Below are 15,034 nucleotides of genomic sequence, written 5' to 3' on the forward strand. Positions count from 1 at the left end.
CAGCCTGCTATCTCCTCAGCATCATTTTTTACGCCGGATCATGGCAAGACGAAGAGACAGAGTGATGCGGCGTCGCGGTTACGAGAGCCTGGGGTTGATGTGCGATTGGGCGGCTTGGTTGACGTTGTCGATCTCGTCCAGTAGCTCCAGCCATTCAGGTTCCAGATCGCTGGCATGAACGCCGTTACGCAGTTGTTGTTCCAGATAGCGGCAGATGCCTTTTAGACGAGGGACGCCGCTGTAACTACAACTGCCGTGCAGTTTATGAACCAGTTCGATAATGTTGTCATCCGTCTGACCTTTCAGCACATTTTCTATTTTTTGCCGGACTTCAGGCAAGAAATCCAGCAGCATTTGTAACAGGTCACGCGCTAGCTCAGGCTTATTGGCCGCTTGTTGCTGCGCCAGCGCCCAGTCAAGCGATAGTTGACTGTCGTCATGCTCGCTCAGCAAATCCGCGATGTCACTGCGATGGCGCTTTAACGGTTCTCTGTGCGCATGACGTGTCAGCACGCTTTTCAGCATCTGTTCGTCTATCGGTTTGGCCAAATAGTCATCCATACCCGAGCGTAACAGATGTTCTCGCTCATCCGTCATCGTCTGTGCTGTCACTGCGATAATCGGCGTGGTGGCATGATGAGGGATCTGGTGGATCAGTTCGCAGGCACAGATACCGTCCATACCCGGCATCTGGATATCCATGAGAATAATGTCAATTTGATGCATTTCTGCCTGTGAAATAGCCTCTGCCCCGCTTTCGCACAGGATAATCGTCTCGACCTGTTCTTCCAGCAGCGTACCGATGAGTTTCAGGTTGGCCGGGTTATCATCCACGGCCATCACGCTCAGTGGCAGGCGGGCTGGGCGACGAGCGGCGCGTTGTTGCGATGCCGTGTCATCCGGCAGAAAAGAGAGTTGGAACCGCGAGCTGTCTTGTAGTTGTGGTAGCAGGCGTGACGATGAAAGCGGTTTGCTCAGGCAGGCATGTACGCCGAAGTTTTTCAACTGCTCGGCATCTATTTGCGCCAGGCTCGGCAGTGCCAGAATCACGCAAGGCACACGGCGGCAGATATCGCGCAGTGTGGGCGTGTAGTCGAGTAGCGTATTGCGATATTGCACAGGAATACCGAGCAGCAGGATATCAAAATCCCCTTCTGGCAATTGTTCAAATGTTGGGCTGTAGCTCACTATCAATGGCGTCTGGCTCAGAATATCCAGCGTGGCCTGCGCGGCGATGGGATGATACTCGACATAGGCCAGATGTTTACCTTGCAGCATGGTGTACGCCGGCTCTGTCGGTACAGCGTGAGGGTTCAGTGGCAGCGTGATGTGGAACCAGAAGGTGGATCCCTTGTTGATCTGGCTCTGGAAACTGATATCGCCGCCCATTTCTTTGACCAGACGCTGGGTGATGACCAGCCCAAGCCCTGTGCCGCCATGACGGCGGGAAATACTGGTGTCGGCCTGACGGAAAGCCTGAAACAATTGTGATTGCTGCAACTCGGCGATCCCGATGCCGGTATCGCGTATCTGCACCTCTAGCTGAACCTGCTGATGTTCCTGCCGACGCTTCTCTACCCGAATATCAATGTTGCCTTGTTCCGTAAATTTAATCGCGTTGCCCAGCAAGTTGGTGATGATTTGCTGTATCCGCAGCGGATCGCCGACGAACTGTTCGGGGACGTCATTCTGAATACTGAGCGTCAGTTCCAACCCTTTTTCATGTGCGGTATGTGCCAGCAGCGTCACGACATCATCCAGCGCACTATGCAGGGAGAACGGGATATCCTCCAATACCAGTTTTCCGGCCTCTAATTTTGAGAAATCCAGCACATCGTTAATAATATTCAACAGGTTATTGGCTGAGCGTTCGATGGTGAGCAGATAATCGGTTTGCGTCGAATTCAGCGGGGTCTTTAATGTCTGGCGGGTAAAGCCGATTACGCCATTCAGCGGCGTTCTCAGTTCGTGTGACATATTCGCCAGAAATTCAGATTTGATACGCGCGGCTTCCTGCGCCCGCTTTTTGGCCAGATCCAGCTCGACGTTTTGGATCTCCATCTGCTCCAGTGTTTCCCGCAAATCGTAGGTCGCCTGATCGATATTTTGCTGCATTTCTTCGTGATAGGCGGTTAGCGACATTGCCATGGAGTTGATGCCATTTTTCAGCATATCCAGCTCGCCGAGCATGTAGCCTTCCACCCGGCTATCCAGTTGCCCGCGGCGAATGCGATCGACGGTATCAACCATATTACGGATCGGCGTCGTGACGTCTCGCATCAGACGGTAAGCAAAAAGAATGGCGGCACCTAAAGACAGCAGCAGCAGGAGCGTCGCGATAACGATTTCCTGATACTGCTGAAGCTGAATGGTTCTGGTATCCAGTTCGATCACCAGATAGCCGAGTGGCGTGGCGGAACCGGGCAGCACAGGGGGCATTTTGCCCGGCATAAATTCGCTGTCATTGACGATCGGCATGTGCAGAATCAGCGCATCATCCGTGTGGTGCAGGTGAAGTTTGTTATACGAAAACGCATCGTTACCGAGCGACTGTAATGCTACGGTGTGGCGTACATTGGTCGTTGCCAATAGCTGATTATGGGCATCGAACACGCTAATGGTGCGAATTATCGCGGAGTTTTGGCGATGAAGCGTATTGATTAACTGAGGGATCGTGTCTATCTGGCGATGGGTAAAGGCGTACGCGCTGATGGTTGCCAGCGGTTCGATAATGCTGGTGCCTGCGTCGGCCAACTGCGATTGCAACTGATTGTAACGATGGATGACGAAGAATGAGCTAAGCAGCAGCCCGATCAGAAGCGTCGGTGCCAAAATCAGTATCAACATCCGTGCACGAAGACTGTATTTGGTCATGAGGTTCCAATGTGGGAGAATTAGGGGGATGCTAAGCACCCTATTATTTAATTTAGTTATACCTTAAATAATTCGAGTTGCAGGAAGGCGGCGACACAGTGAATCCCCAGGAGCTTACTCAGGTAAGTGACTGGGGTGAACGAGGAAAGCCAACGCACATGCAGCTTGAAGTATTACCGGTATTTGGGTACTGCCGTTCAACTCAAGAGAACAATCGATAGTACATTATGGCGCAATTCTACTCTCCAAACCGGCGTGTGACGACCCGGAAAGCGATTCCTGCTAAAAACCTTACTGTTACGGTTACGTCACTCGATCCGTTTGGGCAGGGAGTGGCGCGTCACGAAGGCAAGACGGTGTTTGTTTCGGGCGTTCTGCCGGGAGAGCAGGCGGAGATTCAACTGACGGAAGAGAAACGCCAGTTTTCACATGCAAAACTGAAACGCCTTCTGACGCACAGCCCGCAGCGTGTTGAACCGCGGTGCCCGCATTTTACCCGCTGTGGCGGCTGCCAGCAGCAGCACGCGGAAATCACACTGCAACAAAGCAGTAAAACGGCGGCATTAATGCGCTTGATGACGCGGGAAACGGGGACTGAACTGCCTGAGGCGGGGCTGATTGCTGGCACACCTTATGCTTATCGGAGGCGCGCGCGGCTTGCGCTATACTTTCAGGCGAAAGAGCAGCGGCTATTGATGGGCTATCGGCAGCCAAATTCCCACGATCTGGTGGATATTACCGCTTGCCCGGTTTTGCGTCCCGAGCTTGAAGCGCTGCTGCAACCGCTGCGCGACTGTCTGAGCCGGTTAAAAGCGGTGAAGCGTCTGGGCCATGTGGAGCTGGTGCAGGCGGAGAATGGTCCACTGCTGGTGCTGCGACACCTCGATCCACTGCATTCATCGGATGAACAAGTGCTGCGTGATTTTGCCCAGCAGCATCGTGTCTCGGTCTATCTGGCACCGGATGCTGACTCGCTGACATGCCTGTACGGTGAAGAGCCGGTTTATCACGTCGCCGGGCTGACGCTGGCATTTAGCCCGCGTGATTTTATTCAGGTCAATGACGCGGTGAACCAGCAGATGGTTGCGCAGGCGCTGGCGTGGTTGGATGTGCAACCACAGGATAGAATATTAGATCTGTTTTGCGGCATGGGTAACTTCACGCTGCCATTGGCACAGCGTGCCGCCAGCGTCGTTGGCGTTGAAGGGGTAACGGCGTTGGTCGAAAAAGGACGAGAGAATGCCCGGCGCAATGCGTTGTCCAATGTCACATTTTTTCACCAAAATCTTGAAGATGACGTCACCCGGCAGCCGTGGGCGGCACAGGGTTTTGATAAAATATTACTTGATCCTGCACGCGCGGGCGCGGCAGGCGTGATGGAGCAGATAACCCGATTAGCGCCTGAACGGGTAGTCTATGTGTCCTGTAACGCCACGACGCTCGCGCGCGACAGCAAAGTATTACTGGCTGCGGGTTATCGACTGGCGAATGTCGCGATGTTGGATATGTTTCCACATACCGGACACCTTGAATCGATGGCACTGTTTTTGCACGATACCGGCGCGCGATAAGCGCCGACTCGGCGTTGTTTGCAAGGTGAAAGGTAACGTAGGGAGAAATTATGGTTGCGGTAAGAAGTGCGCATTTGAATACGGCAGGTGAGTTTGTCCCTGACGCGTGGATTGCTTCGCTGGGTATTGCCAGCCAGCAATCATGTGAACGTTTAGCCGAAACCTGGCGTTACTGTGAACAGCAAACGCAAGATCACCTTGATGCCCCGCTGCTGCTGTGGCGCGGCATTGAAATGGTGGAAATCCTGTCTACGCTCAGCATGGACAACGACAGCATGCGCGCGGCGCTGCTGTTTCCACTGGCAAATGCCAACGTGGTCGATGAACCGACGCTGGAAGCCGCGTTTGGGAAAAACATCGTTGATTTGGTGCATGGCGTGCGCGATATGGATGCAATCCGCCAGCTCAAAGCGACGCAGCATGATTCGGGTGCCTCTGAGCAGGTCGATAACATCCGTCGCATGCTGCTGGCGATGGTGGAAGACTTCCGCTGCGTGGTGATCAAACTCGCCGAACGTATCGCTCACCTGCGTGAAGTGAAGGATGCCCCCGAAGAAGAGCGGGTATTGGCGGCTAAAGAGTGTACCAATATCTACGCACCGCTGGCGAACCGGCTGGGCATCGGCCAGTTGAAGTGGGAATTGGAAGATTTTTGTTTCCGCTATCTGCATCCTGATGAATATAAAAAAATCGCCAAGCTGCTGCACGAGCGCCGTATCGACCGTGCGCAGTATATTGATGATTTTGTTAAAACATTGCGCGATGCGATGAAAGAAGAGGGCGTGAAGGCAGAAATCTACGGTCGCCCCAAACATATCTACAGCATCTGGCGCAAGATGCAGAAAAAAGCGCTGTCGTTTGATGAACTGTTCGATGTACGTGCGGTGCGCATCGTCGTTGAGCGTTTGCAGGACTGCTATGGCGCATTGGGTATCGTACATACCCACTACCGGCATTTGCCGGACGAATTTGATGACTACGTCGCGAACCCTAAGCCGAACGGCTATCAGTCCATTCATACGGTGGTGCTAGGGCCGGGCGGGAAGACGCTCGAAATTCAGATTCGCACACGTCAGATGCATGAAGATGCCGAACTGGGCGTGGCGGCACACTGGAAATATAAAGAGGGCACCTCCGTTGGCGGGCGCGCGGGTTACGAAGGCCGCATTGCCTGGCTGCGTAAACTGCTGGCCTGGCAGGAAGACGTGGCGGATTCGAACGACGTACTGGATGAAGTTCGCAGCCAGGTGTTTGACGACCGTGTCTATGTCTTTACACCAAAAGGCGACGTGGTGGATCTCCCAGCCGGCTCTACGCCGCTCGACTTTGCTTATAACATCCACAGCGATATCGGACACCGTTGCATCGGAGCAAAAATTGGTGGACGCATTGTGCCGTTTACCTACCAACTGCAAATGGGTGACCAAATTGAAATTATCACCCAGAAGCAGCCGAACCCGAGCCGCGACTGGCTAAACCCGAATCTGGGATATATCACCACCAGTCGTGGACGCTCGAAGATTCAAAACTGGTTCCGTAAGCAAGATCGCGACAAGAATATTCTGGCGGGGCGGCAGATTCTGGATGATGAACTGGCGCATTTGGGCGTCAGCCTGAAAGCGGCGGAAAAACTGTTGTTGCCGCGTTACAACGTGAATTCGCTGGATGAATTACTGGCCGCGATTGGCGGCGGTGATGTTCGTCTGAACCAGATGGTGAACTTCCTGCAATCGCAGTTAAAGCAGCCTAGTGCGGAAGAACTGGATCGTGAAGCGCTGCGTCAACTGACGCAGAAATCGCATCAGCCGCCAGTACGTAATAACAAAGATAATGGCCGCGTGGTCGTTGAAGGCGTTGGCAATCTGATGCACCACATTGCACGCTGCTGCCAGCCGATCCCCGGCGATGAGATCACCGGGTTTATCACGCGCGGAAGGGGGATTTCGATTCACCGTGCGGATTGTGAACAACTGGACGAACTACGCGCCAGCTCGCCGGAGCGGATTGTGGACGCGGTATGGGGTGAAAGCTACTCCAGCGGCTATTCGCTGGTAGTGAGGGTGGTTGCCAACGATCGCAGTGGCCTATTGCGGGATATCACCACGATTCTGGCGAATGAGAAGGTCAACGTACTGGGCGTCGCCAGCCGTAGCGACACCAAACAGCAACTGGCAACGATTGATATGGATATTGAGATCTATAACCTGCAAGTGCTGAGCCGCATTCTGGCGAAGCTCAACCAATTACCGGATGTGATCGACGCGCGGCGTCAGCAGGGAGCGTAAATGATAGTTTCACCATCACCTGGTTGGAAATTTTATGCGGGTGTAGTGAAAAGTTTCGTGCGTGGTTAGCAATAGTGTTTTTTGTGGCACCATTGCCACGCCCGACTGAGGGATGCTCAGATGCCGCATCCCTCAGAACCCTGGCTTTTGGCGGGAATTGTGCCGCGTTGCGGTTCCTTCGATGTACATGCCCGCTGTCGAGCCACCTGTGACGCGTTCCCGACGCGGCACAGGTTTTCGCCGCATCCATGCGGCTCACTCGGCGGCCATGCGCATCTCAGCACAATTTTTTACGCCGTTGAAATGAAAATAGTGATGTCTTTGCGCTTTTTAGCCAAATTTGGCTACTATTTTTCGCTATTTTTATAAAAATTTTTTCAGGAATATTATGACCGTATCTTTGATGAACGAATCCTCCGTCGAGCGCCTGCTCGCCATCATGAAAACCCTGCGTGATCCTGAAAATGGCTGCCCGTGGGACAAGAAGCAGACCTTTGACACCATCGCGCCCTACACGCTGGAAGAAACGTACGAAGTGCTGGATGCCATCAGTCGTCAGGATTTTGACGATCTGCGCGGTGAGCTAGGGGATTTGCTGTTTCAGGTGGTGTTTTACGCGCAAATGGCACAGGAAAAAGGCTTATTCGATTTCTCCGATGTATGTAACGCTATCAGCGACAAGCTGGAGCGCCGTCATCCACATATTTTCGGGGAGATGACACTGACGGACAGCGAGGCCGTGCTGGCAAACTGGGAACAGACCAAAGCGCAGGAGCGGGCAGAGAAAGAGCGCCACTCGCCGTTGGATGACATTCCTGATGCATTGCCAGCGTTGATGAAAGCACAAAAAATTCAGCAGCGTTGTGCATCTGTTGGCTTCGATTGGGACAGTCTGGGGCCAGTGCTCGACAAAGTATATGAAGAGATCGATGAAGTTATGCACGAAGCGCGGCAAGCCGTTGTCGATGAAGAAAAATTAGGAGAAGAGATTGGTGATTTATTGTTCGCCACAGTCAATCTCTCTCGTCATCTGGGGCACAAGGCTGAGAGTGCGTTACAGGCGGCGAATCGTAAGTTCACTCGTCGTTTTCGTGAGGTAGAACAAATCGTTACGGCATCGGGGAAAACGTTGGAACAGGCAACGCTGGAGGAAATGGAAGCCGCGTGGCAGCAGGTGAAAAAACAGGAAATAAGCCATTAATCACTTTTTAGTGGTTAACGGTTTTTTTATCCATTTTTATGATTTTACTTTGTTGTTTTTTCAGGTTTTTAATGGCGTTATCTGTTGGGCTTTTGTCTCATCTTCGCGTGCGTTGGGATCGCCACATGGTGTAAAACGAACATTTGTGGCGTTCATCAGGTTCAGGTATACTACTTTCCCGTCTTGGTACTTCCATCGTCTTTAAACCTAAACTCTCAGGTTCAGCATGACAACTAATTATATTTTTGTGACCGGCGGGGTCGTTTCCTCTCTGGGTAAAGGCATTGCCGCAGCCTCTCTGGCGGCTATTCTTGAAGCCCGTGGCCTCAACGTTACCATCATGAAACTGGACCCGTACATCAACGTGGATCCGGGCACGATGAGCCCGACGCAGCACGGTGAAGTGTTTGTCACCGAAGACGGTGCCGAAACCGATCTGGACTTGGGTCACTACGAGCGTTTCATCCGCACCAAAATGTCGCGCCGCAACAACTTCACCACTGGCCGTATCTACTCTGATGTCCTGCGCAAAGAGCGCCGTGGCGACTATCTGGGCGCGACCATTCAGGTGATCCCGCATATCACCAACGCGATTAAAGAACGTATTATTGAAGGTGGCGAAGGCCACGATGTGGTGCTGGTCGAAATCGGCGGTACGGTGGGTGATATCGAATCTCTGCCCTTCCTTGAAGCGATTCGGCAGATGGCGGTTCAGGTCGGTCGCGAACACACGCTGTTTATGCACCTGACGCTGGTGCCGTATCTGGCGGCGGCGGGCGAAGTGAAAACCAAGCCGACGCAGCACTCCGTTAAAGAACTGCTTTCTATCGGTATTCAGCCTGACGTGCTGATTTGCCGTTCCGACCGCACGGTGCCCGCCAATGAGCGTGCAAAAATTGCTTTATTCTGTAATGTGCCGGAAAAAGCAGTAATATCCCTTAAAGATATTGATTCGATTTATAAAATCCCGGCGCTATTGAAATCACAGGGGCTGGACGATTATATTTGTAAACGATTCAGCTTGAACTGCCCTGAAGCAAACCTGTCAGAATGGGAACAGGTTGTGTATGAAGAAGCCAATCCGGGCGGTGAAGTGACTATCGGTATGGTTGGCAAATATGTTGCGCTGCCGGATGCCTACAAATCCGTGATCGAAGCGCTGAAACACGGTGGCCTGAAGAATCGCCTGACGGTGAATATTAAACTTATCGACTCGCAGGATGTCGAAACCCGTGGTGTCGAGGTACTGAAAGATTTAGACGCGATTCTGATTCCGGGCGGTTTTGGCTACCGTGGCGTCGAAGGGAAAATCATGGCGGCGAATTACGCCCGTGAGAACCAGATCCCTTATTTGGGCATTTGCCTCGGGATGCAGGTCGCATTAATGGAATTTGCCCGTAACGTTGCTGGCATGGAAGGCGCAAACTCAACGGAGTTTATGCCAGACTGTAAATACCCGGTGGTTGCGCTGATTACGGAATGGCGTGATGAGAACGGCAATGTTGAAGTCCGTGATGAAGCCAGCGATCTGGGCGGCACCATGCGGGTTGGCGGGCAGCAATGCCACCTGACCGAAGGCAGTCTGGTGCGTCAGATGTATGGTGAACAGACGATCATTGAGCGTCACCGTCATCGTTATGAAGTTAACAACATGCTGTTGAAACAGATTGAAGCGGCGGGATTACGGGTTGCTGGTCTTTCCGCCGACCGCAAACTGGTGGAGATTGTTGAGTTACCCGATCATCCCTGGTTCGTTGCCTGTCAATTCCACCCGGAATTCACATCAACGCCGCGTGATGGACATCCCCTGTTTGCCGGCTTTGTGAAAGCCGCTGGCGCGTACCAGAAGCGTCAGGTGAAGTAAGAGTTATACAGCAACGCGCGATCGCTATCGCGCGTTGCTCGTCTAGGGTTTTAGTTCTATCTAAAGTTTTAGTTTAACTTGTACTGAGGAAAATCTAATGTCCAAAATTGTTAAAGTCATCGGCCGTGAAATCATTGACTCACGCGGAAACCCAACTGTTGAAGCGGAAGTGCATCTGGAAGGTGGTTTTGTTGGTCTGGCTGCTGCGCCATCAGGGGCCTCTACTGGCTCTCGCGAAGCGCTGGAACTGCGTGACGGTGACAAATCCCGTTTTCTGGGCAAAGGCGTAACGAAAGCCGTTGCTGCGGTTAACGGCCCTATTGCTCAGGCTGTACTGGGTAAAGACGCGAAAGATCAGGCGAACATCGACAAGATCATGATCGAGCTGGATGGGACTGACAACAAATCCAAGTTCGGTGCTAACGCCATTCTGGCCGTTTCTCTGGCTGCCGCTAAAGCCGCTGCTGCCTCAAAAGGTCTGCCACTGTATGCTCACATCGCTGAACTGAACGGCACCCCAGGCAAATATTCAATGCCACTGCCAATGATGAACATCATCAACGGCGGCGAGCACGCGGATAACAACGTTGATATCCAAGAGTTCATGATTCAGCCTGTTGGCGCGAAAACCCTGAAAGAAGCCATCCGTATGGGTTCTGAAGTGTTCCACACTCTGGCGAAAGTTCTGAAATCCAAAGGTATGGGTACGGCTGTTGGTGACGAAGGTGGCTATGCGCCAAACCTGGGTTCCAACGCCGAAGCGCTGGCGGTTATCGCCGAAGCGGTAAAAGCAGCAGGCTACGAGCTGGGCAAAGACATCACGCTGGCGATGGACTGTGCCGCGTCTGAATTCTACAAAGACGGTAAATACGTTCTGGCGGGCGAAGGCAACAAAGCGTTCACCTCTGAAGAATTTACTCACTTCCTGGAAGATCTGACCAAACAGTATCCGATCGTGTCTATCGAAGACGGTCTGGACGAGTCTGACTGGGCTGGCTTTGCGTACCAGACTAAAGTGCTGGGCGACAAAATCCAGTTGGTGGGTGACGATCTGTTCGTTACCAACACCAAGATCCTGAAAGAAGGTATCGATAAAGGCATCGCTAACTCTATCCTGATCAAATTCAACCAGATCGGTTCTCTGACTGAAACGCTGGCGGCGATTAAAATGGCGAAAGATGCTGGCTACACGGCGGTTATCTCTCACCGTTCAGGCGAAACGGAAGATGCTACCATTGCTGACCTGGCAGTCGGTACAGCAGCAGGCCAGATCAAAACCGGTTCTATGAGCCGTTCTGACCGCGTTGCTAAATACAACCAGTTGATTCGTATCGAAGAAGCGCTGGGTGATGCTGCACCGTTTAACGGTCTGAAAGAAGTTAAAGGCCAGTAATTGCGTTTCTGGTGTCATCAGGCTGCTGAGAAAACGGTCTGATATACCCCAACGCGATTAACCATAAAAATCCAGAAGCGTGAAAACGTTTCTGGATTTTTTTATGCCGGAGATTCTTGTTTGTCATACTCCGGGCTGTTGCTGTACAACGCTCTTATCGCTCATCTTTTCCTTTCGTTGAATAGCGGATGCCCACTTTTAGGTATCAGTTATACACCTCGCTTTTATATTTTAATTTTTAAAATTCAACATCTTATAAAATAAATCCCTCTATCGATTTCCTTATTTTCTTCCTGTCGTGTCTGTATAGTACGCAGCGATATATAAAAAATTACATATCGATAATTGACATGATATTGACCAACAGGGACATAGCAGATGAAAGCCCCAATAAAAAATAATAGAAAAAAAGTACAGTGGTTATTACCCGTATTAATGGTGGTTGTTCCACCGGTATTGAGCGCAGAACCCGCAACGAGCAGCGTCAATGAGAAGGCAAAAGTGGCTGACGTGATGGTCGTTAGGGCTGAGCATCGTGAGGCGAATGCGAATCTGGCTGGCGCAGGTATGACGACCGATGATGTGGAGATCGGGCCGTTGGGTAAACGCTCAAGACTGGACACGCCGTATTCGACCACGACCGTGACGGAATCGATGATTACCAATCAGCAGGCGAAGAACGTTAACGATCTCCTGAAATACAGTGCATCCAGCCAGATGCAGGCGCGGGGCGGTATTGACGTTGGTCGCCCACAGAGCCGAGGTATGCAAGGTGACGTGCTGGCGAACAGTCGATTGGATGGATTAAACATTATTTCCACCACCGCGTTCCCGGTGGAAATGCTGGAGCGACTGGATGTGATTAACAGCCTGACGGGCGCACTGTACGGACCCGCCAGCCCGTCCGGCCAATTTAACTTCACACAAAAAAGACCCACCGTGCAGACGTTGAACCGCTTTACCGTGGGCTATTCCGGTAAAGGTGCCGCGATGGGGCATGCCGATCTCGGTGGACATGTGGGTGACGAAAACCAGTTCGGTTACCGCATCAACCTGCTGCACGATGAAGGCGAAGGGAGTATCAGCAACAGCACGCTGAGACGGCAGTTAGCCAGTGTTGCCTTTGACTGGAATCTCTCGCCTGATACGGTATTAGAGATGAACGCCAGCGAGTATCGCTTCAGGAAAATGGGCTATGCCGGAGGGTTTTCTTATGGGCCGACGATTCAGTTACCCAGCGCACCGGATGTAACGAAGCAGGGATACGGGCAAAGCTTTGCGGGGCTCGATCTCATCACTAAAACAGCCAGTACGCGCCTGAAACACTACTTTAACAATAACTGGTATGCCTCGGGCGGCGTAGGTTATCAAACTGCCGATCGTGGTATGCGTTCGCTGTCGAATACTATTACTAACAATCAGGGGACGGTGAGTTCTTCTCTGACGCAGCCTTATACTGCTGGGCGTTTTAAAGTATTGAGCAATACGCTACAACTGAATGGTCATATTGATACGAATGGACCTTCTCATGATGTGGTTTTCAGCACTACCGGATATCAGTGGACAATCTATAACGGCCTGGGGAATAGCAAGCGCTTTCCGTTGGGAAGTAGCACCATTGATTCTCCGCGTAATTATTCCGATCCTAGCGATGGGCGTTTCTATCTGGGATCGGGTCGTTATAAATCCAGCCGTACTAGTCAGCAGGCTATCACGGCTGGCGATACCATCACGTTCAACGATCGCTGGTCGGCAATGGGCGTCGTGAGCCAAAGTTGGATTACCTCACGCAGTTTTGACTCTGATGGTGAAGTGACTCGCGATACCGGCACTAGCCCGACGGTGTCACTGATGTACAAACCCTTGCCTAACGTGATGACCTATGTCGCCTATGCCGATTCGCTGGAGCAGGGCGGCACCGCGCCAACGGATGACGATGTGGTGAATAAAGGGCAGACGCTGAAGCCTTACCGTAGTACTCAATATGAGGCTGGGGTGAAATCACAGTGGGATGGGCTGAATCTGAACGCGGCCGTTTTCCGTCTGGAGCGCCCCTTCGCGTATGTCGCATCGGATAACGTATTCAAAGAGCAGGGTAATCAGGTCAACACCGGTCTGGAGTTGATGGCGGATGGTGAAGTGCTTTCTGGCTTGCACCTTTACGGCAGCATGACGTTGTTGGATCCGAAGCTGAAAGACACCGCAATAGCTGCGACGCGTGATAAGCGGGTGGTTGGAGTACCGAAGTTTCAGGCCAATCTGCTGACGGAATATAGCCATCCGTCTGCACCTAATCTGGTCTATATCGCGAATCTCCATTACACCGGTAAGCGCGCGGCTAATGATACCAATACGGCCTGGGCAGGTAGCTATGTGACGCTGGATCTGGGTACGCGATATGGCTTCAAACTGTACGATAAGCCTGCGGCGTTTCGCGTTGCACTCAATAACGTCACCAATGAGCATTACTGGGCTTCTATTTTCCCCGGCAGCACGGATGGCATTAACGGCGGTGCCAACGCTTTCGTTGGCGACCCGCGTGAAATCCGCGCTTCTCTGACTGTTGACTGGTGAGCGTGATGCAGAAACGTCCCCTTACCACGCGCTATTGCGAGTATCTGCTCAATATACTAATGCTGCTGGCGGTGAGCTTCTCTGGTGTCTATCAGGTTCAGGCGGAAACGTCCGAAACCGCGCAGCGAACGATCCACTATTATGGCGATCGGACTGTGACCGTGCCTGCGACGGTTGAACGGGTGGCCACCTCGTGGAATGCGCAAAACTCGATACTGGCAATGCTCGGCTATGGCGATCGGATTGTCGGGACGACCAGGCTCGTACGCGATATGCCGCTGTTCCGCCAGTTTGTGCCATCCATTACGCAGGCTTCGCTGGTTTCCCAAAGCGGAAGCATGGGAATTAACACGGAAGCATTGATTTCTCGCCGTGCTCAGGTGTTTTTCGTGTCGGAAAATGTGCCCGTTGCTGAGGCCGAAACGCTGAATAAGGCGGGGATCGCCATTGTGCCGCTCCGCTATAACTCACTGGCGGCGATGGTGGAACGTACGCTGATTACCGGTGAGATTCTGGGGCCGGAAGCCTCGCATCGGGCGCAGGATTTTGCTGCCTATTATCAGGATAATGTCAGACGAGTCACGGAGGTGATTCAACGTATTCCATCACAGCAGCGTGTGAAGGTTTACCATGCGGTTGGCGATCCGCTAACGACATCAGGGCGTCCTTCGTTGAATCAGGACTGGATGGATCTGGGCGGCGCGATCAACGTGGCAGAGCCGTGGTTTAGCCCATCGGGTGTCACTACGGCCCCCGTTTCACTTGAGCAGATTTATCAGGCTGACCCTGATGTGATTATTACGATGCGGGCTGAGGATGCGAAGGCGATTCGTCAGGATGCGCAATGGCAGCAACTGCGTGCGGTGAAACAAGGGCGCGTCTACGCGAATCCGCTGGGCATGTTCTGGTGGTGTCGGGAAACCTCGGAGCAGGCGCTGCAATTCCTTTGGTTGGCAAAAACGCTGTATCCACAGCAGATGCAACACATTGATATGGCAAAAGAGACGCATGATTTTTATCTGCGTTTTTACGGCTTTGATTTAACCGCGCAGCAGGTCGATTCTATTTTATCTCCCCGCTGATATATTGAGGCAGCGTCCGTTGCGACGCTGCTTTGCTTCCCGCTGACTTCCCTTCTTCTATCCTGTGATCGCTATAAACGAACGTCTGGTTTCGTTCAGTTAAAATCGCTTTTTATAAAATCTTTGAAGCAGATCGCACAAATCTTCCTAGTGCTGCCAGCGTGGCACGCGTGGTGGCAAACTCGCAAAG

The 15,034-nt window shown here is 52.3% G+C and carries 8 protein-coding genes; 7 read left to right on the forward strand and 1 reads right to left on the reverse strand.

Annotation, left to right across the window (positions count from 1 at the left end):
• Positions 1-78 precede the first annotated feature (78 nt).
• Positions 79-2,874 (reverse strand): two-component sensor histidine kinase BarA, encoded by a 2,796-nt coding sequence (gene barA / locus OI69_RS11465; protein ID WP_039350294.1) that lies wholly within the window; start codon positions 2,872-2,874, stop codon positions 79-81.
• 227 nt (positions 2,875-3,101) lie between these two features.
• On the opposite strand from barA, the gene rlmD reads away from it, so the two are divergent.
• The 7 genes from rlmD (at position 3,102) to OI69_RS11500 (ending at position 14,844) form a co-directional block, all read left to right on the forward strand.
• On the forward strand, positions 3,102-4,445 hold the full coding sequence (gene rlmD, locus OI69_RS11470; RefSeq protein WP_039350297.1) for a 23S rRNA (uracil(1939)-C(5))-methyltransferase RlmD: 1,344 nt from the start codon (positions 3,102-3,104) through the stop codon (positions 4,443-4,445).
• Between the two features lie 50 nt (positions 4,446-4,495).
• A complete protein-coding gene (gene relA, locus OI69_RS11475; protein WP_039350299.1) occupies positions 4,496-6,730 on the forward strand; it encodes a GTP diphosphokinase in 2,235 nt (744 codons plus the stop codon).
• Positions 6,731-7,118: 388 nt separating this feature from the next.
• Positions 7,119-7,931, forward strand: coding sequence for a nucleoside triphosphate pyrophosphohydrolase (mazG, locus tag OI69_RS11480; protein WP_039350302.1), 813 nt, complete (start codon positions 7,119-7,121; stop codon positions 7,929-7,931).
• Positions 7,932-8,157: 226 nt separating this feature from the next.
• Entirely contained in the window at positions 8,158-9,795 is a 1,638-nt protein-coding gene (gene pyrG, locus OI69_RS11485; protein WP_039350316.1) for a glutamine hydrolyzing CTP synthase, read from the forward strand.
• A 97-nt stretch (positions 9,796-9,892) separates the two neighbouring features.
• Positions 9,893-11,188: a phosphopyruvate hydratase gene (gene eno, locus OI69_RS11490; protein WP_039350319.1), complete on the forward strand. Its 1,296-nt coding sequence runs from the start codon at positions 9,893-9,895 to the stop codon at positions 11,186-11,188.
• A 378-nt stretch (positions 11,189-11,566) separates the two neighbouring features.
• Positions 11,567-13,762: a TonB-dependent receptor gene (locus tag OI69_RS11495; protein WP_039350322.1), complete on the forward strand. Its 2,196-nt coding sequence runs from the start codon at positions 11,567-11,569 to the stop codon at positions 13,760-13,762.
• Positions 13,763-13,767: 5 nt separating this feature from the next.
• Positions 13,768-14,844: an ABC transporter substrate-binding protein gene (locus OI69_RS11500; RefSeq protein ID WP_039350325.1), complete on the forward strand. Its 1,077-nt coding sequence runs from the start codon at positions 13,768-13,770 to the stop codon at positions 14,842-14,844.
• Positions 14,845-15,034: the final 190 nt, after the last annotated feature.

The organism is Pectobacterium fontis, assembly GCF_000803215.1.
In the GTDB taxonomy this organism is placed as follows: Bacteria; Pseudomonadota; Gammaproteobacteria; order Enterobacterales; family Enterobacteriaceae; genus Pectobacterium; species Pectobacterium fontis.

What these genes read in the sequence shown, in the direction of transcription:
- barA (WP_039350294.1), bottom strand. Translation starts at nt 2,874, where the DNA reads ATGACCAAATACAGTCTTCGTGCACGGATGTTGATACTGATTTTGGCA.
- rlmD (WP_039350297.1), top strand. Translation starts at nt 3,102, where the DNA reads ATGGCGCAATTCTACTCTCCAAACCGGCGTGTGACGACCCGGAAAGCG.
- relA (WP_039350299.1), top strand. Translation starts at nt 4,496, where the DNA reads ATGGTTGCGGTAAGAAGTGCGCATTTGAATACGGCAGGTGAGTTTGTC.
- mazG (WP_039350302.1), top strand. Translation starts at nt 7,119, where the DNA reads ATGACCGTATCTTTGATGAACGAATCCTCCGTCGAGCGCCTGCTCGCC.
- pyrG (WP_039350316.1), top strand. Translation starts at nt 8,158, where the DNA reads ATGACAACTAATTATATTTTTGTGACCGGCGGGGTCGTTTCCTCTCTG.
- eno (WP_039350319.1), top strand. Translation starts at nt 9,893, where the DNA reads ATGTCCAAAATTGTTAAAGTCATCGGCCGTGAAATCATTGACTCACGC.
- OI69_RS11495 (WP_039350322.1), top strand. Translation starts at nt 11,567, where the DNA reads ATGAAAGCCCCAATAAAAAATAATAGAAAAAAAGTACAGTGGTTATTA.
- OI69_RS11500 (WP_039350325.1), top strand. Translation starts at nt 13,768, where the DNA reads ATGCAGAAACGTCCCCTTACCACGCGCTATTGCGAGTATCTGCTCAAT.